The following is a 24,251-nucleotide window of genomic DNA, read 5'->3' as shown; positions in this document are numbered from 1 at the left end:
GGAAGGCAAATATGGAAAAGGTTATTGATATTCAACATTTAAGTAAATCCTTTGGAAATCATCAAGTGTTAAAAGATATTAATTTTTCAGTAACCAAAGGAGAAGTAGTTTGTATTATTGGTTCATCTGGTTCAGGAAAATCAACCCTTCTTCGTTGTGTAAACCTTCTAGAGAAACCAAGTGGTGGTAAAATCCTTTATAAAGGAGAAAATATCTTAGATGATAATCATGATATTTACGAATATCGTACAAAGCTAGGAATGGTGTTTCAACAATTTAATTTATTTAATAATCATAATGTTTTAAGTAATTGTATTGTGGGGCAAATGAAAGTGTTAAAACGCTCTAAAGAAGAGGCAGAAAAGGTAGCTATGAAATATTTACAAGTAGTTGGAATGGATCAATATATTAATGCAAAGCCAAAACAATTATCAGGAGGTCAAAAACAACGTGTAGCTATTGCTAGGGCACTTTCTATGGAGCCTGATGTTATGCTATTTGATGAGCCTACATCTGCTCTTGATCCAGAGATGGTAGGGGAAGTCCTTAAGGTTATGAAGGAACTTGCTGAGATAGGACTTACTATGCTAGTAGTGACTCATGAAATGGGATTTGCAAAGGAAGTAGCTGATCGTGTAGTATTTATGGATAAAGGAGTTATTGCAGAAGATGGAAGTCCAGAGCAGATTTTAAATAATCCCCTTGAGGAACGTACAAGAGAGTTTTTGAGGCGTACTTTATAATAGTTATAGTGCTAAAAGATATTTAAAATAGTAGTGTGAAATCTGTGTCTTTATCTTCTTTAGACACAAATTTCACTTACATTAACTAATATCCCATTTTTAAATTAACCACATTAATAAGTTCTTCCTTATTTATATATCTTTTCATATTTTCATAGGCTATCTCATATCTTCTCCTACTGTACATTTCTGAAGCCCAAGAGTTATGAGGTGATATAATTACATTATCCATTTCCCATAAAGGACTATCTTCTGATAAAGGCTCTACTTCAAAAACATCAAGGGCAGCTTTTTTGATTTTACCAGATTTTAAATTATTAATAAGGGCGTTTTCATCTATGATGCTTCCACGAGCAATATTTATTAAATAAGTTCCATTTTTCATACTTGAAAATACATTCTCATCTATTAGATGATGAGTATTATCTGTATATGGAGCAGCTATTACTAAAAAATCACATTGGGAAACTATATCATTTATTTTATCTATACTAAAACATTGATGAAAATGATTTGCATTTTTTCCACGAGAGCTAATTCCAAGGAGTTTTACACCAAATCCTTCTAGTCTTTTAGCAGCTTCTTGAGCTATAGAACCAGTTCCTATGAATCCTACAGTTTTCCCGTAAAGTTCTAAAATTGAAGTATCCATTTTCCATATTTTTTTATTTTGTTTATCATAAAATTCTCTGCTATTTTTAATCATTTCTAATATTTTAAGAACTATCCATTCAGCTATTGGTATACTATATCCACCTCTGTTATTAGTAAGAATAATATCTTGATCTAGAATTTTATCTATTGGTACTTGGTTGATACCTGCACTTAAAAGTTGTATCCATTTAAGATTTGGGAAAAGTTCAATATCTATTTTATTAAATGGATCAAAGCATACCATCAAATCTATATCCTTTATTTCCTCGGAAAAGTTTATATCTCTTTCATCCTTGAATATTATTTCAAAACCTAAGTTTTCCAGATTTTTCATTTCATTATCTTTATATCTAAAAGTAATTAATGCCTTCAAAAATATTCCTCCTTTTAATGCTATGATAATATAATAATACCCATTTGCCCATAAAAACAACATTTGATTGGAGTTTTGATATGAAGAATAAAAATGTTGCAAAATGTCGAAAAATCTGGTATATTTATTACGTTAAAATAAAATATTTGCTTTCATATAATCTCGATAATATGGTTCGGGAGTTTCTACAGGATAACCGTAAACTATCCTACTATGGGTCAGGATAACAGATAAAACTACAAAGGTAGATATAATTTCTAACCTTTGTTTTCGTTTTCAAAGGACTGAATTCTTTCCTATAGGAAAGAATTCAGTCCTTTGTTGTATTCATGTATTCCATTGTTTGAGGGCAAAGTAAAGGAGAGACATAAATGGATTTACTAAAAGATTTACTTGCAGCACTTAGTGTTATTCTTAATGGATTACCTCAAGGACTTTTGGCATTATCATTTGGATTTGCATCAGTTCCTACAGCTTTTGCATTTATTGTTGGTGCCGTTGGATGTTTAGTTTTAGGTGTAGTAGCCCCAGTTTCATTCCAAGCAGAAACTATTACGTTGGCAGGAACAATGGGAAAAGATATGAGAGAACGAATATCCATGGTTATTTTAGGTGGAGTGGGTATGACTATTATAGGCATATTTGGTCTTCTTGAAAGAATTGTAACTTTTATAGGACCTGCAATTACAAGTGGAATGATGGCAGGTGTAGGTATTATGTTAACACGTGTAGCTATTGATATGGCAAGAAAAAATAAGATGGTTGGTTTTGGATCTATTGCTATTAGTTTCATTACCTATATGATTACAAAAGATTTAGTATATACAATTGCAATTTCAGTGATTATAACAAGTGTAATGGCAATGATATTAAAACAAAAATCTAATATCAATATTATTGAGAGGGAAAAGATTGTTTTCCAAAAACCTGTTATAAATATTTCTGTTATTCGTGGTGCTCTGGCAATGATATGTCTAAATATTGGAGCAAATATTGCTTTCGGAAAAATCACTGGAAGTATTGCAAATACTAATATAAATATCGACCATTTATCTATTGTAAGCAGCTTAGCAGACTTAGCATCTGCAATGTTTGGAGGAGGGCCTGTTGAGTCTATTATTTCTGCAACAGGAGGTGCACCACATCCTTTGATGTCAGGCGTTTTAATGATGAGTTTAATGGCAATTATCTTATTTGCAGGATTACTTCCTAAAATGGGAAAATATATACCTAGTGAGTCAATTGCTGGATTTTTGTTTGTATTGGGAGCAATTGTAACAGCACCTGTCAATGCTACAGCTGCTTTAACTGCAACAGGCATACCAGGGGGATCTATTGTTGGAGGAATAACTATGACTGTAACAGCAATAACTGATCCGTTTTTAGGTATGTTAGCAGGGATTATTTTTAAAGGATTTGCTAGTATATTAGGAATTTAATATATTAAGGAGGAGTTTAAATAATGAAAGAAACATATTTTATCGAAGTGGCTGGAGTAAAACGTGAGTTACCTATTATACAAATTAGTGATAATCTTAGTATTGCAAGTTTTGTAATATTAGGAGATACTGAAATTGTTTGTGCAGCAGCTTCTGAAATTGTAAAGAAATTACCTGAAGTTGATATATTAGTAACTGCAGAGGCAAAGGGAATTCCCTTAGTATTTGAAATCTCAAGATTATTAAAGATGAAAAGATATATTGTAGCGAGGAAAAGTATTAAACCATATATGAGCTCACCAATTGTTGATGAAGTTATTTCCATCACTACACAAAAGAAGCAATTATTATGTTTAGATGAGCAGGATGCTGAGTATATAAAAGGAAAAAGAGTAGCTATTATTGATGATGTTATAAGTACTGGAGGTTCAATTCAAGCATTGGAAAGGCTTATAGAGTCTGTAGGAGGTATTGTTGCTGCTAAAGCAGCTATATTGGCAGAAGGTGAAGCAGCAGATAGAGAAGATATTATATTCTTAGAACATCTTCCCCTTTTTGAAATAAAATAGCTTGTTTTATAGTAAAATTCTTGGATAACTAAAGAGTATATTTAGTTGTCCAAGAATTTTCTTGTTCTATATCTTCATAAGATTATTTTATTATAAATATCATTTCTAACTAGAACTAATTTATCTATAAGTTAAGCGCGGAAAAAATAAATATTTCTTTGATAAAGTTACTCTAGTTACTATAGACTATTTAAATAATTGATGGTGGATATAGAATTCTTTAATTAAATTGGAAATTAATATATAATCTTATAATAGAATATAAAATAAGGAGGAATATTGTGGGAAGAAAAGCTTATAATGCAAAAGGAGTATCAGCCTCAGGACCATATTCACATGCAGTTGATGCTGGAGAATTAGTTTTTTTATCAGGACAAACTGCAATGAACTCAGAGTCAAAAACAATAAATAAAGGGAATATAACAGAGCAAACTAAAAAGTGTTTTGTTAATTTGTTTAAGGTATTAGAAGCGGCTAATCTTACTTCAGATGATGTAGTAAAGGTAAATGTATATTTAACAGATATGAATAATTTCTCTGAAATGAATGAAGTATATAAAATGAATTTTTCTGAGCCATATCCAGCTAGAACATGTATAGCTGTTTTAGGATTACCCCTTGGTGCAGATGTGGAAATAGAATTAGTTGCAAAAAGACCATGCAATGAATAGTTAATTATAGGGTTAACAGGCACTAGGTTGCTAATCTAGTGCCTAAGTTATTTTTTAAGTTTTCAATTTCATAGACCAATAGATTTAAAAATAAACCTACGTCTGTTACAATACCTGTAGTTTGACTACTTCCTCTATCACATAGTTTTGTAACTACAGCAGAATTAATATCTACACACATCATTTTAATGCTTGCAGGAAGCATATTTCCACTAGCAATTCCATGAAGCATGGAGCCAAGGACTAATACTATATCTGAAGATTGTAGATACTTATTATAGGCTTCTTGAGCTTCTATCATATCAGTTATGGTATCTGGTAATGGACCATCATCCCTTAAACTTCCTGCCAGGACAAAAGGAGTATGATTTTTTACACACTCATACATTATACCTGAATGTAATGCTTTAGCTTTTACAGTTTCTTTTATAGAGCCATATTTCATAACCTGATTTATAGCTCTCATATGATTTCTATAGCCATTATTGACTACTTTACCTGATTTTGCACATACTCCTAAAGAAGTGCCAAATAGATTTTTTTCTATATCATGAACTGCAAGGGCATTTCCAGCTAATAAACTGGAAACATAATTTTGTCTAATGAGTTCTGAGAGATAATAATCTCCCCCTGTATGGACTACAACAGGCCCTGCAACTATGGTTAGTTTTTTATTATTATAGAATAATTCAGAAGCTAGATCTTTTATAAGAATATTATTTTTTCTTTCTGAAGATATGGAACTATTCATAAAGTTAAAAGAGTTTTCTACTTTTATTTCATTATCATTTACTATCTTAACACCTGAATCGCCGCAAACTATCATATCACCCTTTTTAATATCTCTTAATTTTTTACATGAGGCACCATTTTCATCTATGACTATAAGTGCATCCATTCTTTGTTTTTTTACCTCTATCCATTTATGATTATGATAAACTAAAGTTTTATAATTTGTAGTTGAATAAAAATCGTCAGGGACATGTTTATCTTGTTCAACTTTTTTTAATACTATATTTTTAGATAAATTATTATTTTTTAATTTATTAACTTCCATTTTAAACTCTCCTTTCACTAATTGACAATTTAAATAAATTCTCCTATTGCCTAAACTAAAACTTACTTACTGGATACCTTCGTTGTGTTAGGTCATAAAAAAACCTTCATCCCAATACTGGGACGAAGGTAATTCGCGGTACCACCCAAATTGATTAAGCAATAAAAACAAAGCCTAACCCCCTTGAAGCCAATAACGTTGGCGAAACGGACAAATTTTATCATTTGCAGCCTAGAGGGTGGGTTCAAAAGAAATAATCTTAGAAGATCTTTCAGTCGGTGGATCTTCCTTCCTTTTAGAATCTTTCTATTTACTAGCCCTCATCATAGCTAAATATTTATTTAAAGACTATTATATGAATTATAAACCTAATTGTCAAGGATTTTTTTCGAAAATATTTTTATATTCATATCCCATAATATTCTATATCTTATAATTAATGTATGGATATTAAATTGAAAAATTATACAAAGGGTATAAAATCTATAGTATAATACTAAATATATTCTATGAGGAGGTAAAGAAAATGGGATTAATAAAAGCAATTAGTTCTGCTATTGGAGGCTCACTTGCCGATCAATGGTTAGAAGTAATTGAACCTAATGATATGAGTGATAGCACTGTATTTACATCTGGTATAACTGTTAGAAAAGATTCTAGAAGGGGATCCAATAAAAGAGCAACAGAAAATACAGTTTCAAATGGATCAATAATTCATGTATATTCAAATCAATTTATGATTCTAGTAGATGGAGGGAAAATAGTAGATTATACTGCTGAAGAAGGATATTATAAAGTAGATAATTCTTCTTTACCATCTTTATTTAATGGAAATTTCAAGGATTCTTTAAAAGAATCTTTCCAGCGTGTAAAATACGGTGGAGTTACACCTACTTCTCAAAAAGTATACTATATTAATTTACAAGAGATAAAGGGAATAAAATTTGGGACGCCTAATCCTTTAAATTATTTTGATGATTTTTATAATTCAGAGTTATTTTTAAGAACTTTTGGGACTTATTCTATAAAAATAACAGATCCAATACTGTTTTATATGGAAGCAATACCAAGAAATAAGGATAAAGTAGATATAGAAGATATTAATGAGCAATATTTATCAGAGTTTTTAGAAGCGTTACAGTCAGCAATGAATCAAATGTCAGTTGATGGAATCCGTATATCCCACGTTCCTTCAAAAGGTAGGGAGTTAAGCCAATATATGGCAAATATTCTAGATGATGATTGGAAGAGAATGAGAGGAATGGAAATCCAATCTGTAGGTATAGCAAGTATTTCTTATGATGATGAGTCTAAAGAATTAATCAATATGAGAAACAAAGGAGCTATGTTAGGTGAACCATCTGTGAGAGAAGGATATGTACAGGGATCTATTGCTAGAGGATTGGAAGCTGCTGGTTCAAATGAAGGAGGAGCTGCCACTGCTTTTATGGGTATGGGAATAGGAATGCAAGGGGCAGGTGGTTTTATGGGTGCTGCATCAGCATCTAATCAAAATCAAATGGATCAAGAGCAAAGTCAACAAAACCAAGCCCAAAATATACCGAAAAGCTATTGGTTCTGTACAAATTGCGGTGCAAAAAATTCAGGTAATTTCTGCTCAGAATGTGGAACAAAGAGAGAAACTCCAGCACAATGTTCCAACTGTGGATATAAGCCAACAGGAGAAAATCCAAAGTTTTGTCCAGAGTGTGGAACCAAGTTTTAGTGGGATTTAAATATTCGGCAATTTGAAAAGAGGTGGACTATGGCGACTTATAGTTATAAATGTCCAAGTTGTGGGGCAGGAATACATTTTAAACCTGAATTCCAGAAATTTAAATGTGATTTTTGTTTAAGTGAATACACTGAAGAAGAAATTGAAGATATATATAGAGAAACAGATAAAGATGAAAATAGAAAGCTATTGTCCTATGAGTGTAATAGTTGTGGTGCAAAAGTAGTCACTGATGATACTACTACTGCCACATTTTGTTATTATTGTCATAATCCAGTTATAATATCAGATAGGCTAACAGGTGACTTTCAGCCAAATAAAATGATACCATTTTCTATTGATAAAAATAAGGCGAAAAAGATGTTTTTATATTGGGCTGGGAACAAGAAATTTGTTCCTAATGATTTTTATAGTGATTCACAATTGGAAAAGATAACAGGAATATATTTGCCATATTGGTGGGCTGACTGTGAAGTTGATATAGATTATATGGGAGAGGGAAGAACTATTAGAATATGGAGAAGCAGAGATATGGAATTTACGGAAACCAAGAAATATCAAATTGTGAGAAAGGGTCAGATAGATATAAGGAATGTAGGCGAATTGGCATTTACTAAAATAGATGATAACCTCTTAGATGGAATAGCTCCATATAATGAAGATGAGGCTATAGATTTTTCTATGCCATATCTTTCGGGTTTTTTTGCAGAGCAATACGATATACCAAAAGAAGATATTAGTCCTAAAGTAGAGGATAGAGTTAATAAATATTCAAAATCTTTGATAAATGAAACTATATCTGGATTTAATGGAGTAAATGTTGTCAGAAATAATTCTAAGATAAACTATAAAAATTGGAACTATACCCTTTTGCCTATGTGGATATTGACCTATCTTTACGAGGGAAAGACCTATGTATATGCGGTAAATGGTCAGACAGGTAAAGCTTTTGGAGAACTTCCATTTAGTAAGAAAAAGGCATTTAATGTCTGTATAATAGTTTTTATAGCAACTGTTATTGCTAGTCTAATAGGAGGGATATTGATGTGGCTAATATAGCTAAAAGATTAATGAGTTTAATATTATCTTTAATATTAACCATATTTATTTTTAATCCAGTTACTGTATCGGCTGAAAAATCATTAGTATTTGATGACGCTGTGCTATTTAGCGAAGATGAGAGAATTAAATTAGAAACTGAGGCAAATAGTTTATTTAATGCTTATAATATGGATATAGTTATTGTAACCACTAATGATACTGAAGGGAAAACATCTAGGGAATATGCAGATGACTTTTTTGATTATGGAGGATTTGGAGTAGGAGACAACCATGATGGAATATTATTTTTAATAGATATGGATAATAGGGAGGCTTATATATCTACTTCTGGCATAGGTATTAGATATTTAACAGATAAAAGAATTGAAAAAATACTAGATAATGTATTTGACAGTGGTTTAGGTGATGGAGATTACTATGGGGCTGCCATGGGATTTTTAAAAGGGACTAAGGGTTATCTTGAGTCTGGAATCCCATCAAATCAATATAATAAACCTGAAGAACCTAAAAAGAAATTAATATTTACTGATTTAATAGGAGATAGTATAATGGGAGGGCTATTGATTAGTAGCATATTTTACTTTACCATAAAATCAACATATAAGACAAAATCAAGAAATAAAACTCGAAGAAAAGGGAATTCTTTTGCCTATAAAAAGAATAGTTTTGTAAATTTAACTTTGAATGAAGATAAACTAATAGATACTTTTGTAACACATAGAATCATTCCAAAACCTACTGATAATTCCAATTCTTCCAGCGGAAGAAGTACAACTCATACTTCTTCTAGTGGAAATACTCATGGTGGAGGAGGACGAAAGTTTTAGGAAAAAATAAAGGGACTAATTAGTCCCTTTATTTTAGTATTTATCTTCTGTTTTTAAAACTTAACTGAATCTCATTATATAAACTTTCAGCCGTTTCTTTTATATTTGTCTTTGATAATATGGCAGAAGCTATGGCTGCCCCATCTACACCAGTTTCTATTACAGATCTCACATTAATTTCATTAATTCCACCTATTCCAACAATAGGAATATTAGTATTTTCTTTAATATACTTAAGTTGGTCTAAATTTACCTTTCGAGTATTTGTTTTGGTAACTGTTGGAAATAAAGCGCCTACGCCAATATAATCAGCTCCATTATCTACAGCTTTTTTGGCTTCTTCTAGGTTGGCAGTAGATACACCTAAAATCTTATTTTTACCTATAATTTTTCTTACAATATTAGCTGGTAAATCGGTTTGTCCAACGTGAACACCATCAGCATCTACTGCTAATGCAATATCTACTCTATCATTAATGATTAAAGGAATATTATATTTTTCAGTTAATTTTTTTACTTCAATTGCAAGATTATAAAATTCTAGTGAGTTAGTATTTTTTTCTCTAAGTTGAACAACAGATACTCCGCCTAATATTCCTTGTTCTAAGCTTTTTAAAAAATCTCTCCCATTTAAAACATCTCTATCAGTTACTAAATAAAGTTTATAGTTAATATTTTCATAGGATTTCACAGAGATTTCCCCTTTCTTTAATATCATTTTGTGAAAATGTACTTACAGCATCTAGCAAGTAAACTTTAAAGCTTCCTAAGCCTTCAAAGTTTTTCAAACGTTTATTTGCTTTTTCCCCAGCAATACCCATTATCATTATTCCTGCTATAGCTCCATACAAAGGACTTTTCCCAGTCCCACAACAAAGTCCTATTAAAGACGAACTCATACATCCAGTACCAGTTATTTTTGATAATATTTCATGGCCGTTTTTAATATAAAAAACTTTTTTGCCATCAGAGATAATATCTACGGAACCTGTTATTGCCACTATGCAATTTAATTGCTTTGCTAAACTTATAGATATTTCTTTTCCGCCATTTAGAGGATTATCTGTAGAGTCTACCCCTTTAGTTAAGCTATTTAGACCGTAAATATTTTTTATTTCTGACATATTACCTCTTAAAACTGATAATTTTACTTCTTTAAGAATTTTTTCTACAGTTTTATTTCTTAAGTTAGTAGCACCTACACCTACTGGATCCAATATTACGGGAATACCTAATTTATTAGCTTTTTTTCCAGCTATTATAAAGGATTCTATAGTTCTTTCGTTTAATGTACCAGTATTTAATACTAATGCAGAAGCTATTGATACCATTTCTTCGACTTCCTTTGGATCATCTGCCATAACTGGACTTCCCCCTAAAGCTAATACAATATTTGCACAATCATTGGCAGTAACATAATTAGTTATATGATGTACAAGAGGAGTTTTTTCTTTTATTTTTTCTAAAATTATATATATTTCATTATAACAGTTCATATTTTTCACCTATTAAAATTATTTATATAGTTCATAAAAATGGTGGACAGGACCAACTCCTTTACCTATAGGAAAAGAGTTTTCTATAGCAAGAGTTATATAGATTTTGGCTTTTTCTATAGACTCTGTAACAGAAAGACCTTTTCCCAGATTAGAAGCAATTGCAGATGATAATGTACAGCCTGTCCCATGAGTATTTTTACTATTAATTCTAGGGGAGTTATAGTAATTAAACTTTTGTCCGTCATATAATACATCTAAAGCTTCGCCTTCCATATGTCCTCCCTTAACCAATACATATTTAGGCCCCATTTTATAGATGATTTTAGCAGCTTTTTCAATGTCATTGAGATTTTGTATTTCCAATCCAGTTATAACCTCTGCCTCTGGAATATTAGGTGTAACTACTGTTGTTATAGGAAATAAATGATTTATTAGAGTCTCTTTAGCATCAGGTTGTAAGAGATGAAATCCACTTTTAGATACCATTACAGGGTCAACAACTAAATTATTGATTTTATATTTACTAAGAGTATCAGCTATTGCCTTTATTGTTTCAGTTTTAGAAACCATACCAATTTTTGTCGCATCTACAAATATATCATCAAAAATTACTTCTATTTGTTTTTGAATAATATCAACTGAAATATCTTGTACAGCAAAAACACCTTGGGAATTTTGTGCTGTTACTGCTGTAATAACGCTCATTCCATAAACTCTATGAGCTGAAAATGTTTTTAAATCAGCTTGTATTCCAGCTCCTCCGCAACTATCTGAACCTGCTATAGTTAATAATTTTTTGATTTTATTTCACCTCATTTTTATTAAGATAAGTATTTAAAATTCCTGTTTTTGAAATTATCTTCAGTAAAGAATATCCAATAATAGTTCCAGCAAAAGAACTTAGAATAAAAGGACCTACAAAGAAAAACAAGGTAGCTTCTTTTCCTAAAAAATATTTTGCTATTGGATATGAAATTAATGCGCCAATAATACCAGTGCCTAATACTTCACCTGCCATTGCATAAATTGATTTATTGGTTTTTTTATACAGTATACCAGCTAAAAATGCACCAATCATACTACCAGGAAAGGCAAGAAATGAGCCAGTTCCTAATATATTTCTTATTAATGAAATAAGAAATGCCACTGCAACTCCATACCAAGGGCCAAGTAATATAGCCATTATTAAGTTAATTCCATGTTGGACTGGAAAAATCTTTGATATTCCTATAGGGATATAAATAATATGAGCACTAATAACACCAACTCCTGTTAATAAAGATGATAGAGTTAACTTTCGTAAATTCATCATTGTCACCCCCTTAGTGAAAAAATAAAAAAGCACAAATCCCAATGCAGGATTTGTGCTTAATGTACATATAAATAAATTCTATAAGTATTTGTACACTTTCCTACGCTGGTATTATCCAGATCAGGTTAGGGGATAAAAGACTAATAGGGTCTTTTTCTCAGCTGGCCTTTCCAGCACTCCCAGTGACTAACTATTTATTTAATATTTTGATTATATGAAAATAATACCACAAAGATATTTAATAAGCAAATTAAATTCTTAAAACATCTGTTTATTGTTTAAATGTATTTACTAAATATATAAGAGAGAAGAAAAAGGCAAATTCAAACATAACTCTTAAAAGTGTTATTTAATCATGGTTATAAGAATATAGTATCTTAAAATTAAGTGATTAGTACTTAATAAACCTTTTTTAATAATTAAAAAACAATCTTAATATAGTTGGAGAATATAAAATTAAAATTGAAATAATGGTAGCAGTCCAGAATATTATTTTAGTTGTTTTGTTAGAATTTCTTTTTTCAATTAATCTATAGGACCAATATATTAAAGCAGCAGTGGCTATAACAAAAATAGGCTTATATTTTGTAAAATTAGATAAATAAGCAGTACCTATTGTCCCTAGACCTAGGGATGCTAATATTAATCCTCCACTTCAGCAAAAAGCTGCACCAAAAGCTGTAAAAATCGACAATATACTAAGAAATTTTTCTTTCACAAACAAACCTCCCCAGGGTATATTTATTATTTAATAATATCAAATAATAAATAAAACATCAAGCCTAATAATTTTAATCTTTGGATTTTCTTGAAAAAAGATTAAATCATGAATTTAAGATTATAGTGGGCAAAGTATAACTGGAATTTATAAAAAGCATTTTATTTAATATAAGTATTTCAAAAATAAGTTGATTATGATTTCTAAGGTATTACAATATAGTTAGATATTAGAATAAAATATTATATTTATTAAAAAATTGAAATTTTTGTATATAATAATTAATATAATTCTTTCTTAGGAGGGGGAAATATGCGTGTTTTTTTAGCCATAGAATTTACAGGAGATATAAAGGAATACTTATATAAAATTCAACAGATAGTAAAAAAACATAGTGCTACAGGTAATTTTACTAATAAAGAAAATTTTCACTTGACACTTCGATTTATTGGTGAAATGAAGGATAATGAATTAAACAAGTTAAAAGAAGCTCTTGATTATACATTATTAAATCAGGAAAGCTTTCAATTAATCTTTAATCAGCTTGGAGAATTTACTAGGAAAAACAAAAAAATAATTTGGCTAGGATTGAAACCCAATAGAGAATTAGATTTATTATATTCTAAACTAGAAGAGAGATTGGAGATTTATGGATATCAAAAGGAAGAAAGAGGATTTGTTCCACATATAACTTTAGGGAGAGAGATAATTCTTACAGAAGAACTCAATAAGATAGAAAAGTTAGTTGAAGTTCATAATATGGAAATGATTGTAGATAAGGTTTCTATAATGGAAAGTACAAGAAAAAATGGTAAATTAACTTATGTTCCAATTTATGTAAAGCGAATTAATTCAAAGCCTTAGGAAGCATATAAAATATAAAAAATTATGGTTTAAAATAATGCTGAAAATTTGGTTAATTGAAATTTTTTCAAAAAATTTTTCAAAATCTTATTGACAGCAATACTTTATCATGCTATATTAGTTCTTAAATATAAAAAGATTGCAATCTAATATTAAATTAAATAATAAAACTAAGATGAAGAGTGAACTATTAAAGTCATCAATTACAGAGAACTGGGGTAGATGAGAGCCGGTATTGATATAATAGGGAACAATCACTTCGGAGTTATATAGCTGAACTAAGTAAGTTATATCGGTGGTAGACCCCGTTAAAAGGTCAGGGTTTAATATTGAACCTAATGAGTTAATTATCGTGAGATAGTTATAAGGTAGAGTGGTAACGCTATAATTGGCCTCTATATGTATTAAATATACATATAGAGGCTTTTTTAATGGAAATTTTAAAGGAGGCGTTTATTTTATATGATTATTAATATAGATGAAGATGGTATTAGGATAAAATAAAATATTAAAATTATAAGGAGAGTGTTTTAAAGTGAATAAAAAATTATTAGGAGTATTATCATTTGTTCTTATATTAAGTCTTGTTGCTGGATGCACATCTAAAACCTCAAGTAATCAAGCTAGTGGAGATACAATAAAAGTTGGATTAAATTATGAGTTATCAGGTGTTGTTGCAACTTACGGTCAAAATTTAAGTGATGGAGTATTATTGGCTATTGAGCAAATAAATAAAGATGGGGGAGTACTTGGAAAACAAATAGATCCAATTAAAGTTGATAATAAGTCTGAAGATACAGAAACTGCCAATGTTTCTACTAGGTTAGCTACTAGAGATAAGGTTGTAGTATTACTTGGACCAGCTACATCTGGAAATACAAAAGCTGCTTCACCAGCAGCTATGCAAAATAAAATTCCTCTAATATCCGCTTCAGCTACAGCTGATGATGTTACAGTAGATAGTAATGGAAAGGTTAGAGAATATATATTCAAAACTTGTTTTAGTGATTCTTTTCAAGGAGTTATGATGGCAGAGTTTGCCTTAAAGGATTTAGGATTTAAAAATGCTGCAATTTTAGCTGATAATACTTCTGATTACGCAAAGGGACTTTCAAAAGCGTTTAAAGAAACCTTTACATCTCAAGGCGGAACAATATTAGCAGAAGAAGCTTATCAAGCAAAGGATACAGATTTTAAAGCAGTTTTAACAAATCTTAAGGGATTAAACCCAGAAGTATTATTTGTTCCTGGTTATTATGAAGAAACAGGGTTAATAGTTAGGCAAGCAAGAGAATTAGGATTAAATGTACCAATACTTGGAGGAGATGGATATGAATCTCCAAAGCTTACTGAAATAGCAGGGAAAGATGTTTTAAATCAGGTGTATTACTCAAGCCACTATTCTCCAATGGACGATGCAGAAGAAGTAGTTAAATTTAAAGAAAATTTCAAAGTGAAATATGGCAAAGATGCAGATGCATTTAATGCTTTAGGATATGATTTAGGTTATTTTCTAAAAGATGCTTTAGAGAGAGCTGGGGAAGCAAATTCAGAGAAATTAAAAGATGCTATTGCAGAAACCAAAGACTTCAAGGGAGTAACGGGAACTATATCCATAGATGAAAACCATAATCCGGTAAAATCTGTAACTATTATAGAAATGAAAGACGGAGTTCCAACATTCTTAAAAAAATTAGATCCAAAATAAGAATAAAGAACAATGTCTTTAAATGGTTGAAAATTTAAAGACATTGTTCTTATAGACTTTTATAGAAAGGAAGTTATAAATGAAACAACTATTACAGCAATTAATAAACGGGATATCGCTAGGAAGTATATATGCTCTAATAGCATTAGGTTATACCATGGTATATGGGATAATAAATTTAATTAATTTTGCCCATGGAGATATTTATATGATGGGGGCATATGTGGGATTTGCATTAACAACCTTTCTAAAACTAGGTTTTCTTCCTTCATTGTTAATATCTATGTTAGTTTGTAGTATTCTAGGAGTGATAATAGAAAAGGTAGCATATAAACCTATAAGAAATTCAACAAGAATTGCAGCTCTTATTACTGCAATATCTGTATCTTTATTTTTACAATATATTATGGTATATTTTGTGAAACCAGATACAAGAACATTTCCAGAAGTTTTAAAGAGTAAAATCCTTACTTTATTTAACGGTAAAATTATAGTAGATATAAAAAATATATACATTATTCTAATAACTATAATATTGATGATGGGTCTTCAATATATAGTTCATAAGACAAAGGTTGGCAAAGCCATGAGAGCTGTTTCTCTTGATAAGGATGCTGCTGAGCTTATGGGAATAGATATAAATAAGACTATATCAATTACATTTGCTATTGGTTCTGCATTAGCAGGAGCAGCAGGGGTTCTTGTGGGAGTATATTACAATACTATAAATCCTCTAATGGGAGCAGGTCCTGGATTAAAAGCATTTGTTGCAGCAGTATTAGGAGGAATAGGAATTATTCCTGGTGCAGTATTTGGAGGATTTTTTCTTGGAATGACTGAAACCCTTGTTTCTGCTTATGGAGGATCAGTATTTAAGGATGCTGTTGCCTTTTCAATACTTATTATAGTCTTATTATTAAAACCTAATGGGCTTTTAGGTAAGACTGTAAAAGAAAAGGTATAGGAGGAAGAAAGATGAAAGAATTAAATAAAAAAAATGTCACGATTTTTGGTGTGTTAATAGCAATTTATTTTTTAGTAAATGTTTTAATAAATTGGAATATTATAGATTCTTATTTACAATTAAATATTTTTCTAATTGGCATTAATATTATTTTGGCTCTTGGCTTAAACTTAATTACTGGATTTACAGGTCAATTTTCATTAGGGCATGCAGCTTTTATGTCAATAGGAGCATATACATCGGCCATACTTACGGCTAAATTGGGTCAACCTTTTATATTAGCTATATTAGCATCTGGGCTTGTGGCTGCAATTGCAGGTGTTATTATTGGAATTCCAACGTTGAGGTTAAAGGGTGATTATCTTGCTATAGCTACACTTGGATTTGGGGAGATAGTTAGGATTTTAGCACTAAATACTGAATATATAGGCGGAGCTATTGGATTTAATGATATTCCACAATATACAAATTGGACTTGGATTTTTTTCATGACAGTAGCCACAATACTGTTAATAAAACATTTTATTAATTCATATCATGGAAGAGCATGTATATCCATAAGGGAAGATGAAATAGCAGCTGAGGCTATGGGTGTTAATACTACTTTTTATAAAGTATTAGCTTTTTCCATTGGAGCATTTTTTGCAGGAATTGCAGGCTCACTTTATGCTAATTATTTTTACTTTATAAAACCTGATTCTTTTGGATTTATGAAATCCATTGATATATTAGTAATTGTTGTATTTGGTGGAATGGGAAGTATTGCAGGTTCAATAGTTGGTGCAATTGCTTTATCTGTGATTTCATTATTCCTTCAGAGAATACCAGAGCTTAGAATGGTAATTTACTCACTTATTCTATTTTCTATAATGATTTATAGACCAACAGGACTTTTAGGCAAAGAAGAATTTAAGTTATTAAAGAAGGGGGGAATAAAAAATGTCAGTGTTGAAAGTAAGTAATCTATCCAAGAATTTTGGTGGTATTAAAGCAGTATCAGATGTTAGTTTAGACATAGAGAAGGGAGAAATCATTGGTCTAATAGGGCCAAATGGTGCTGGAAAGACAACATTTTTTAATTTATTAACGGGAATATATACTCCTACATCAGGAGAAATAGTTTATGATTTAGAGAAAAAAGTAGTTACTAAAGATTTAAAACCCCATAAAATTACTCATTATGGAATCTCTAGAACTTTTCAAAACATAAGACTTTTTCAAAATATGACGGTACTTGACAATGTACTTATTGGGTTTCATAATGGTTTGAAATATGGTGTAGCCTCAGCTTTATTTAAGCTACCTTCATATTATAAAACTGAAAGAAATACTTATGATGAAGCAATAGAGCTTTTAAGTAAGTTTAATTTATTAGATAAGAAAGATGAATTTGCAAAGAATCTTCCTTATGGAGATCAAAGGAGACTTGAAATTGCAAGAGCTTTAGCTGCAAAACCTAAGATACTTTTATTAGATGAGCCAGCAGCAGGAATGAATCCCAAAGAAACAAAGGAGCTTAATTTTTTAATTAAATGGATAAGAGAAACTTTTGATCTTACGATAATTCTTATAGAACATGATATGTCTTTGGTTATGAATATTTGTGAAAGAATATTTGTATTTGATTATGGAAATTTAGTGGCAAGTGGAACACCAAAAGAGATACAAAAAAATGAAAGAGTAATTAAGGCCTATCTAGGTGAGGAGGCTGCACAATGCTAGAACTTTCAAATGTAAATGTTTATTATGGAGCTATCCATGCACTTAAAAATATAAGTCTAAAAATTGAAAAGGGAGAAATAGTTACGCTTATTGGTGCAAATGGAGCTGGTAAAAGTACAACATTAAAAGCTATATCAGGAATGGAGAAACCTAAAAGTGGAGAAATAAAGTTAAATGGGGAAAATCTAAATGATTTAAATGCCCCAGATATTGTTAAATTAGGTATATCTCATGTTCCAGAAGGAAGAAGAATATTTTCTAAAATGAGTGTAATGGAAAATTTGGAAATGGGAGCTTATATAAGAAATGATAAAGAAGAAATAAAGAAAGATTTTGATAAAGTGTTTTCCTTATTTCCTAGGCTTCTGGAAAGAAAAGAGCAAATGGCAGGAACACTATCTGGTGGAGAACAGCAAATGCTTGCAATAGGTCGTGCTTTGATGTCAAGACCAAATTTACTTTTATTAGATGAACCTTCTATGGGGCTTGCTCCTATAATAGTAAAGGAGATATTTTCTATTATAAAAAATATAAATGAAGATGGAACTACAATTTTATTAGTAGAACAAAATGCAAATATGGCACTTAATGCTGCAGATAGAGCTTATATAATCAGAAATGGAGAAATTGAAATAGAAGGCAATGCAAAAAAATTAGTAGCAGATGAAAGAGTTAAAAAGGCCTATCTTGAAGGATAATTTTATAAAATCTATAGACTAATTATAAGTATTAAGTCTATAGGTTTTTTGTTTTAAAACTCTTTTATAAAGTGGTTTTAAAGAAATTTATTTTAATGATGTGTTGGTAGGTAACTTTTTATTTAGAATTATGGAATTCATTTGTATAGTTGAATACTTTTTGGAATTATGCCAATAATATACAGATGTAATCTTAATTTATAGAGGAGGTAAATATGAAGGTAGGAATTCCTAAAGGATTATTATATTATAAATATCATCCTTTTTTACAGACATTTTTCTCTGAATTGGGAGCAGAAGTAATTGTTTCACCTGATACTAATACGGAAATATTAAATGAAGGTATTAAATATTCAGTAGACGAAGCTTGCCTTCCAGTTAAGGTATTTCATGGACATGTTTATTCATTAAAGGATAGGGCTGACATTATTATAATTCCTAGAATAATGCAGGTCAGGAAAAGAGAATATATATGTCCAAAGTTTTGTGGACTTCCTGAAATGGTTTTAAATAGTATACCAGATATTCCCCAAACAATTATAGAACCTATTTATGCTATATCAAAGAAAAAACTATATAGTTGGGCGGAAGGAGCGGGAAGTAAAATAACAGAAGACGGCTCTAAAATAAGAAAAGCATTTAATATTGCCTTGAATGAGCAGAAAAACCATAAACAAGGTATAAAAGATGAGAATTATAAATTGAGAGTTGCTTTGGCAGGACATCCATATAATATTTACGATAAATTTATTAATATGAATATAATAGAAAAGCTTAATGAGTTAGGAGTAGGTGTTATAACAGAGGAATCTATTGATGATAAATTAATAGATATGGAAGTTAAAAACTTATATAAAAAACCTTTTTGGACATTTGCAAGAAATTCCTATGGTTTTACAGCAAATGTATCTAGAGAAAAGATGGTAGATGGAATTATATATATATCTTCCTTTGCGTGTGGAATAGATTCTGTAGTAGTTGAACTTATTAGGGACAAAATAGGGGGTTTTCCTTTTATGATATTGAAGGTAGATGAACATACTGGTGAGGCAGGTCTTGATACAAGAATAGAAGCATTTGTAGATATGTTGGAAAGGAGTTAATAAGATGAAAATAACAGCTCCACATTTAGGGAATGTATATTTAGCTGCGAAGGCATTATTTGATGGACTGGAAATAGACTATATAATGCCCCCATTAAGTAATAAAGAAGCCCTGGAAATTGGTTCTTTATATTCTCCAGAAGAAATGTGTTTACCATTTAAAATAATGATAGGTAATTATATACAAGCAATTGAAAAGGGAGCAGATACAGTAATAATTACAGGAAGCTGTGGGCCATGTAGATTCGGAGAATACTGTGAATTGCAAATAAATTTATTAAAAAAACTTAAGTATAATTTAGATTTTATAGTAATTGATGCTCCAAGAGATATAGGAATTAAAGAGTTATATAATAGAATAAATAAGTTGTCTTCCCAAAGTAGTAAGTCAAAATATCAAAAGCTAAAGGTTTTGACTGATGCAAAGAAGGTAATAAATCTAATTGATGAAATAGAGTCAGAGGCTCATTATTTAGCTGGATATGAAAAGGTCAATGGTCAATGTAAAAGAATATTAAATAGCTGTAAAAAAGAGGCTTTAAAATGTAATAGTCCTAAAGAAATGATTAATTTACTAGAAGGTTATAAAGATAGTTTAAGTAGTATAGAGATAGATAAAGATAAAAATCCCATAAAAATAGCTATAATTGGTGAAATTTATACTGTAATTGAGCCATTTTCAAACTTATATATTGAAGATAAGTTGATGGATTATGGAGTTACAACATCAAGAAAATTAACTCCTAGTTGGTGGGTTAAAGATATGATATTAGTTCCTACTAAATTAAATTCACTTGATATAAAAAAGGGAGCAAAGGAATATCTTAACCTTGGAATAGGAGGTCATGCAAGGGAGTGTATCGGCGAGGCAGTTTTGGCTTATGAAGAAGGATTTGATGGGGCTATTCAAATATTTCCAATGGGGTGTATGCCAGAAATAGTTTCCAAAGCAATCCTTCCTACAATATCAAAGGATAAAGATTTTCCTATAATGTCCCTTGTAGTTGATGAAATGACTGGTGAGGCTGGTCTTGTTACTAGGATTGAAGCATTTGTAGACTTGCTTGAAAGGAGAAGGAGATATGCATTATCTTGGAGTTGATGTAGGTTCAGTAAGTACGAATCTTGTAATATTAGATAATAAAATGGATGTAATAGAAAAAATATATTTACGAACTAAAGGAAGTCCAATAAAAGCCGTACAAGATGGTCTGAAAATATTAAAAGATAAATATAGTAATATTGAAATTGGAGGAGCAGGTACTACGGGAAGTGGCAGGCATATAGCTGCTACATTAATAGGAGCCGATGCAATAAAGAATGAAATAACAACTCATGCAGTTGCAGCTCTTGAAATAGATAAGGATGTAAGAACAATAATTGAAATTGGAGGGCAGGACTCAAAGATTATTATCTTAAGAAATGGAGTAGTATCTGATTTTGGGATGAATACTGTTTGTGCAGCTGGTACAGGTTCATTTATTGATAGGCAGGCAGAAAGACTTGATATTCCAATAGAAGAGTTTGGAGATTATGCATTGCAATCAAACACTTCTGTGAGAATTGCTGGAAGATGTGCAGTTTTTGCTGAGTCAGACATGATACATAAACAGCAGTTAGGATATAATAAATCTGACATAATAAGAGGACTTTGTGATGCTTTAGTTAGAAATTATCTTAATAATATTGGGAAGGGCAAGGAAATCATGCCTAAGGTGTTTTTCCAAGGAGGAGTTGCTGCAAATAAGGGGATAAGGTCAGCATTTGAAAGTGCTTTAGGTTTTGAGATATTTGTTCCAGAGCATTATAATGTTATGGGATCTATAGGTGCAGCAATAATAGGTAGGGAAGCAGCTGAAAGAAATGGAAAAACTAATTTTAAAGGCTTTAATCTTGCTGAAAATAAATTTATTTCTAAAAGTTTTGAATGTAACGGATGTGCAAATAGATGTGAAGTAGTTACAATCAACGAGAATAATAGTAATATTGGATGTTTTGGGGATAGATGTGGAAAATGGAGTAATAAAATGGCAATATAAAACTAAGCTAAGAATTATCTTAGCTTAGTTTTATATTACTAAAATCAAATTAAACCAATTAATCTAATACTATTTGCTACTAAAAAACAAATCACAATTCCAGTTATAGTGGGTACAAGGAAAGAAACAATAGTCCATTTTAGGCTCTGAGTTTCTTTCTTTATAGTAAGACATGTAGTGGCACAAGGCCAATGCATTAATGAAAATAGCATTACACATACAGCTGTTAACCAAGTCCAGCCATTGGAAATAAGAAGTTCCTTTAAATGTACTAGACTATCTAATTCAAGTAGAGAACCAGTAGCCATGTAACTCATAATTATTATTGGGATAACTATTTCATTTGCTGGAAAACCTAAAATAAATGCCATTAATATATAACCATCTAATCCAATTAATTTTCCAAATGGGTCTAGAAAGTTTGCAGAGTGAGTCAATATGCTTGAATTTCCAATATAAATATTTGCCATAATCCATATAACTAGACCAGCAGGTATAGCTACTACGATTGCTCGACCTAAAACGAATAAGGTTCTATCAAAGATTGAATGTACTATTATTTTACCTACTTGTGGTTTTCTATAAGGCGGTAATTCTAAGGTGAAATTTGAGGGGATTCCTTTAAGTATTGTATTGGATAATATTTTAGATACTATCAATGTCATTATAATACCTAGAATTATAACACTAGTAAGAATTAATGTTAATAGTATAGATTCAAAAGGACCTCCTATAGCTCCAGCAAAGAACATTGAAATGATGGCTATTAATATAGGAAATCTTCCATTACAAGGTACAAAGTTATTGGTGATAATTGCTATTAGCCGTTCACGTGGGGAGTCAATTATTCTGCAGCCAATTATACCTGCGGCATTGCAACCAAAACCCATGCACATAGTAAGAGCTTGCTTTCCACAAGCACAGGATTTTTTGAAAAAGTTATCTAGATTGAAGGCAACTCTAGGAAGGTAACCTAAATCTTCAAGCAATGTGAATAATGGGAAAAATATAGCCATAGGTGGGAGCATAACAGAAACTACCCAGGCAAGAGTTCGATAAACTCCTAAAACTAGCATTTCATGTAACCAAGTGGGGGCACCCATCCATATAAAAACTAACGTGATTTTATCTTCCAGCCAAAATAATCCTTTAGCAATCATTTCGGATGGGTAATTAGCACCTGTAATAGTTATCCAGAAAACTAAGGCTAAAAGACAAATCATAATAGGAATTCCTATTTTCTTTGATGTAAGATATTTATCTATTTTTCTATCAAAATTATTATAGTTCTCATTTTTAAAAGAAACAACTTTGTTGCTAATGTTTTCTGAAATATTGACTAAATGACTAACTATTTTATCACGAAGTATATCATGAGTAATTCCTTCTTCATTTAGAGATTTTCTTGAGTTATGAATTTGAGCTACTAGATCCTTTTTATCCATTAAATTAAATCCAAGATATTTATTTATAGAGTTGATTAACGTAATATCTCCATCAATAAGTTTTAGTGCAACCCATCGAGTATTTAATCTGTTTCCAATTAATGGCTTTAGTATTGCTTCAATGTTAGATATAGCTTTTTCAATTGATTCTTCATATTGAATTTTTATAGGATTTAATTTGACTTTATCAAAGGCTATATTATAAACGGAATTCATCAAATCTTGTAATCCTTTTCCTTTAATAGCGCTGGTTCCTACGACAGGAACACCAAGTTCTTTAGATAGTTCTTCTAAGTCTATTTTTATACCTTTTCTTTTTGCTTCATCCATAAGATTAACACATACTACTGCTTTGGAAGTAATTTCTAAGGTTTGTAATACAAGATTGAGATTTCTTTCTAAGCAAGTGGCATCTACAACAATTACTGTTGCATCTGGATTTCCAAAACATATGAAATCTCTAGCAACTTCTTCCTCTATAGAATTTGACATTAAAGAATATGTGCCTGGTATATCTACTAAGATAAAATTACTATCTTTATATAAGTAATTTCCATGTGCATTTGTAACTGTTTTCCCTGGCCAGTTACCAGTATGTTGATTTAGTCCTGTTAGACTGTTGAAAACTGTAGACTTACCTACGTTAGGATTTCCACCTAAGGCTATAACCTTATCATCAAATGAGTTTTTTTCAATTTTAAGTTCTTGTTCTAAAATTCCTATTCCTGTGGATGTGCTAGTTAAACCCATAAACTTTCCCTCCTAATTTAAAGTTTTTCTACTAAAACCATAGAAGCCACATCGGAACGAAGGGCAATTACAGCGCCCCTAATAAAATAAGCAATAGGGTCACCTGAAGGACTTTGATGTAAAGGTTCTACTATAGTATTGTCAATTAATCCTAAATCCAATAATCTCCTTCTTGTTAACCCCTCAGACATTAATTTTTTAACCTTACACTTTTCTCCAATTGATAATGAGTTAAGTGGAATATAAATATTATCCATATAAAAAACCCCCTAAGAAATATATTTTAGTCTTGGGAAAAA

At 30.7% G+C, this 24,251-nt stretch carries 24 protein-coding genes and 2 riboswitches; of the genes, 16 read left to right on the top strand and 8 right to left on the bottom strand.

Annotated features, from left to right (window positions below):
- Nucleotides 1-11 precede the first annotated feature (11 nt).
- Nucleotides 12-743 (top strand): amino acid ABC transporter ATP-binding protein, encoded by a 732-nt coding sequence (locus tag BUB33_RS13700; RefSeq protein WP_072977425.1) that lies wholly within the window; start codon nucleotides 12-14, stop codon nucleotides 741-743.
- An 85-nt stretch (nucleotides 744-828) separates the two neighbouring features.
- On the opposite strand, the gene BUB33_RS13695 is transcribed toward BUB33_RS13700, so the two are convergent.
- Nucleotides 829-1,770, bottom strand: coding sequence for a phosphoglycerate dehydrogenase (locus tag BUB33_RS13695; protein ID WP_115322162.1), 942 nt, complete (start codon nucleotides 1,768-1,770; stop codon nucleotides 829-831).
- Nucleotides 1,771-1,902: 132 nt separating this feature from the next.
- Nucleotides 1,903-2,004: riboswitch (purine riboswitch) on the top strand.
- 137 nt (nucleotides 2,005-2,141) lie between these two features.
- Here BUB33_RS13695 and BUB33_RS13690 point away from each other — a divergent pair.
- The 3 genes from BUB33_RS13690 (at nucleotide 2,142) to BUB33_RS13680 (ending at nucleotide 4,449) form a co-directional block, all read left to right on the top strand.
- Nucleotides 2,142-3,209, top strand: coding sequence for a guanine permease (locus BUB33_RS13690; RefSeq protein WP_072977423.1), 1,068 nt, complete (start codon nucleotides 2,142-2,144; stop codon nucleotides 3,207-3,209).
- Between the two features lie 23 nt (nucleotides 3,210-3,232).
- Nucleotides 3,233-3,778, top strand: a complete 546-nt coding sequence (locus tag BUB33_RS13685) for a phosphoribosyltransferase family protein (RefSeq protein ID WP_072977420.1) — start codon at nucleotides 3,233-3,235, stop codon at nucleotides 3,776-3,778.
- A gap of 281 nt (nucleotides 3,779-4,059) precedes the next feature.
- Nucleotides 4,060-4,449: a RidA family protein gene (locus BUB33_RS13680; RefSeq protein ID WP_072977417.1), complete on the top strand. Its 390-nt coding sequence runs from the start codon at nucleotides 4,060-4,062 to the stop codon at nucleotides 4,447-4,449.
- A gap of 22 nt (nucleotides 4,450-4,471) precedes the next feature.
- On the opposite strand, the gene BUB33_RS13675 is transcribed toward BUB33_RS13680, so the two are convergent.
- A complete protein-coding gene (locus BUB33_RS13675; protein ID WP_072977415.1) occupies nucleotides 4,472-5,506 on the bottom strand; it encodes an ornithine cyclodeaminase, nickel-pincer nucleotide-dependent in 1,035 nt (344 codons plus the stop codon).
- A 526-nt stretch (nucleotides 5,507-6,032) separates the two neighbouring features.
- Here BUB33_RS13675 and BUB33_RS13670 point away from each other — a divergent pair.
- Genes BUB33_RS13670 through BUB33_RS13660 form a run of 3 tightly spaced genes read left to right on the top strand, consistent with a single transcriptional unit; the run spans nucleotide 6,033 to nucleotide 9,130 of the window.
- Nucleotides 6,033-7,232 carry an SPFH domain-containing protein gene (locus BUB33_RS13670; RefSeq protein WP_072977412.1) on the top strand — a complete coding sequence of 400 codons (1,200 nt, stop codon included), beginning with the start codon at nucleotides 6,033-6,035 and terminating at the stop codon, nucleotides 7,230-7,232.
- 39 nt (nucleotides 7,233-7,271) lie between these two features.
- Complete coding sequence (locus tag BUB33_RS13665; RefSeq protein ID WP_072977410.1) at nucleotides 7,272-8,300, top strand: TFIIB-type zinc ribbon-containing protein; 1,029 nt, start codon at nucleotides 7,272-7,274, stop codon at nucleotides 8,298-8,300.
- The gene (locus BUB33_RS13660; protein WP_072977408.1) at nucleotides 8,288-9,130 is read left to right on the top strand and encodes a TPM domain-containing protein; all 843 of its coding nucleotides are present in this window, start codon (nucleotides 8,288-8,290) and stop codon (nucleotides 9,128-9,130) included. The genes BUB33_RS13665 and BUB33_RS13660 overlap by 13 nt, the downstream gene beginning before the upstream one ends.
- A gap of 40 nt (nucleotides 9,131-9,170) precedes the next feature.
- On the opposite strand, the gene thiE is transcribed toward BUB33_RS13660, so the two are convergent.
- From thiE to thiW, 4 genes are read right to left on the bottom strand one after another with little or no spacing between them, the layout of a single operon-like run.
- Complete coding sequence (gene thiE, locus BUB33_RS13655) at nucleotides 9,171-9,821, bottom strand: thiamine phosphate synthase (protein ID WP_234950066.1); 651 nt, start codon at nucleotides 9,819-9,821, stop codon at nucleotides 9,171-9,173.
- Entirely contained in the window at nucleotides 9,808-10,626 is an 819-nt protein-coding gene (gene thiM, locus BUB33_RS13650; RefSeq protein ID WP_072977403.1) for a hydroxyethylthiazole kinase, read from the bottom strand. The genes thiE and thiM overlap by 14 nt, the downstream gene beginning before the upstream one ends.
- A gap of 18 nt (nucleotides 10,627-10,644) precedes the next feature.
- Complete coding sequence (gene thiD, locus BUB33_RS13645; RefSeq protein ID WP_479694041.1) at nucleotides 10,645-11,412, bottom strand: bifunctional hydroxymethylpyrimidine kinase/phosphomethylpyrimidine kinase; 768 nt, start codon at nucleotides 11,410-11,412, stop codon at nucleotides 10,645-10,647.
- A 19-nt stretch (nucleotides 11,413-11,431) separates the two neighbouring features.
- Nucleotides 11,432-11,938, bottom strand: coding sequence for an energy coupling factor transporter S component ThiW (gene thiW, locus BUB33_RS13640; protein ID WP_072977399.1), 507 nt, complete (start codon nucleotides 11,936-11,938; stop codon nucleotides 11,432-11,434).
- 83 nt (nucleotides 11,939-12,021) lie between these two features.
- A riboswitch (TPP riboswitch) is annotated at nucleotides 12,022-12,132 on the bottom strand.
- 839 nt (nucleotides 12,133-12,971) lie between these two features.
- Here thiW and thpR point away from each other — a divergent pair.
- From thpR to BUB33_RS13595, 9 genes are all read left to right on the top strand, one after another.
- A complete protein-coding gene (gene thpR / locus BUB33_RS13635; protein WP_072977397.1) occupies nucleotides 12,972-13,523 on the top strand; it encodes an RNA 2',3'-cyclic phosphodiesterase in 552 nt (183 codons plus the stop codon).
- Nucleotides 13,524-14,058: 535 nt separating this feature from the next.
- The gene (locus tag BUB33_RS13630) at nucleotides 14,059-15,231 is read left to right on the top strand and encodes an ABC transporter substrate-binding protein (protein WP_072977395.1); all 1,173 of its coding nucleotides are present in this window, start codon (nucleotides 14,059-14,061) and stop codon (nucleotides 15,229-15,231) included.
- Between the two features lie 79 nt (nucleotides 15,232-15,310).
- Nucleotides 15,311-16,195: a branched-chain amino acid ABC transporter permease gene (locus BUB33_RS13625; RefSeq protein ID WP_072977392.1), complete on the top strand. Its 885-nt coding sequence runs from the start codon at nucleotides 15,311-15,313 to the stop codon at nucleotides 16,193-16,195.
- An 11-nt stretch (nucleotides 16,196-16,206) separates the two neighbouring features.
- Nucleotides 16,207-17,157, top strand: a complete 951-nt coding sequence (locus tag BUB33_RS13620) for a branched-chain amino acid ABC transporter permease (protein WP_072977388.1) — start codon at nucleotides 16,207-16,209, stop codon at nucleotides 17,155-17,157.
- A complete protein-coding gene (locus BUB33_RS13615; protein WP_072977385.1) occupies nucleotides 17,135-17,917 on the top strand; it encodes an ABC transporter ATP-binding protein in 783 nt (260 codons plus the stop codon). Before BUB33_RS13620 ends, BUB33_RS13615 begins: the two co-directional genes overlap by 23 nt.
- Nucleotides 17,911-18,615 (top strand): ABC transporter ATP-binding protein, encoded by a 705-nt coding sequence (locus BUB33_RS13610; protein WP_072977383.1) that lies wholly within the window; start codon nucleotides 17,911-17,913, stop codon nucleotides 18,613-18,615. The genes BUB33_RS13615 and BUB33_RS13610 overlap by 7 nt, the downstream gene beginning before the upstream one ends.
- A gap of 215 nt (nucleotides 18,616-18,830) precedes the next feature.
- On the top strand, nucleotides 18,831-19,718 hold the full coding sequence (locus BUB33_RS13605) for an acyl-CoA dehydratase activase-related protein (RefSeq protein WP_072977380.1): 888 nt from the start codon (nucleotides 18,831-18,833) through the stop codon (nucleotides 19,716-19,718).
- Nucleotides 19,719-19,722: 4 nt separating this feature from the next.
- On the top strand, nucleotides 19,723-20,820 hold the full coding sequence (locus BUB33_RS13600; protein ID WP_072977377.1) for an acyl-CoA dehydratase activase-related protein: 1,098 nt from the start codon (nucleotides 19,723-19,725) through the stop codon (nucleotides 20,818-20,820).
- Nucleotides 20,801-21,757, top strand: coding sequence for an acyl-CoA dehydratase activase (locus BUB33_RS13595; protein ID WP_072977375.1), 957 nt, complete (start codon nucleotides 20,801-20,803; stop codon nucleotides 21,755-21,757). Before BUB33_RS13600 ends, BUB33_RS13595 begins: the two co-directional genes overlap by 20 nt.
- Nucleotides 21,758-21,801: 44 nt before the next feature.
- On the opposite strand, the gene feoB is transcribed toward BUB33_RS13595, so the two are convergent.
- Nucleotides 21,802-23,952: a ferrous iron transport protein B gene (gene feoB, locus BUB33_RS13590; protein WP_072977372.1), complete on the bottom strand. Its 2,151-nt coding sequence runs from the start codon at nucleotides 23,950-23,952 to the stop codon at nucleotides 21,802-21,804.
- A 17-nt stretch (nucleotides 23,953-23,969) separates the two neighbouring features.
- Nucleotides 23,970-24,209, bottom strand: a complete 240-nt coding sequence (locus BUB33_RS13585) for a FeoA family protein (RefSeq protein WP_072977369.1) — start codon at nucleotides 24,207-24,209, stop codon at nucleotides 23,970-23,972.
- Nucleotides 24,210-24,251 lie beyond the last annotated feature (42 nt).

This window comes from Tissierella praeacuta DSM 18095, from assembly GCF_900128955.1.
GTDB classification, from domain to species: domain Bacteria; phylum Bacillota; class Clostridia; order Tissierellales; family Tissierellaceae; genus Tissierella; species Tissierella praeacuta.
Note: the sequence above shows the minus strand (reverse complement) of the source record. Positions and strands in the feature narration are given on the sequence as shown.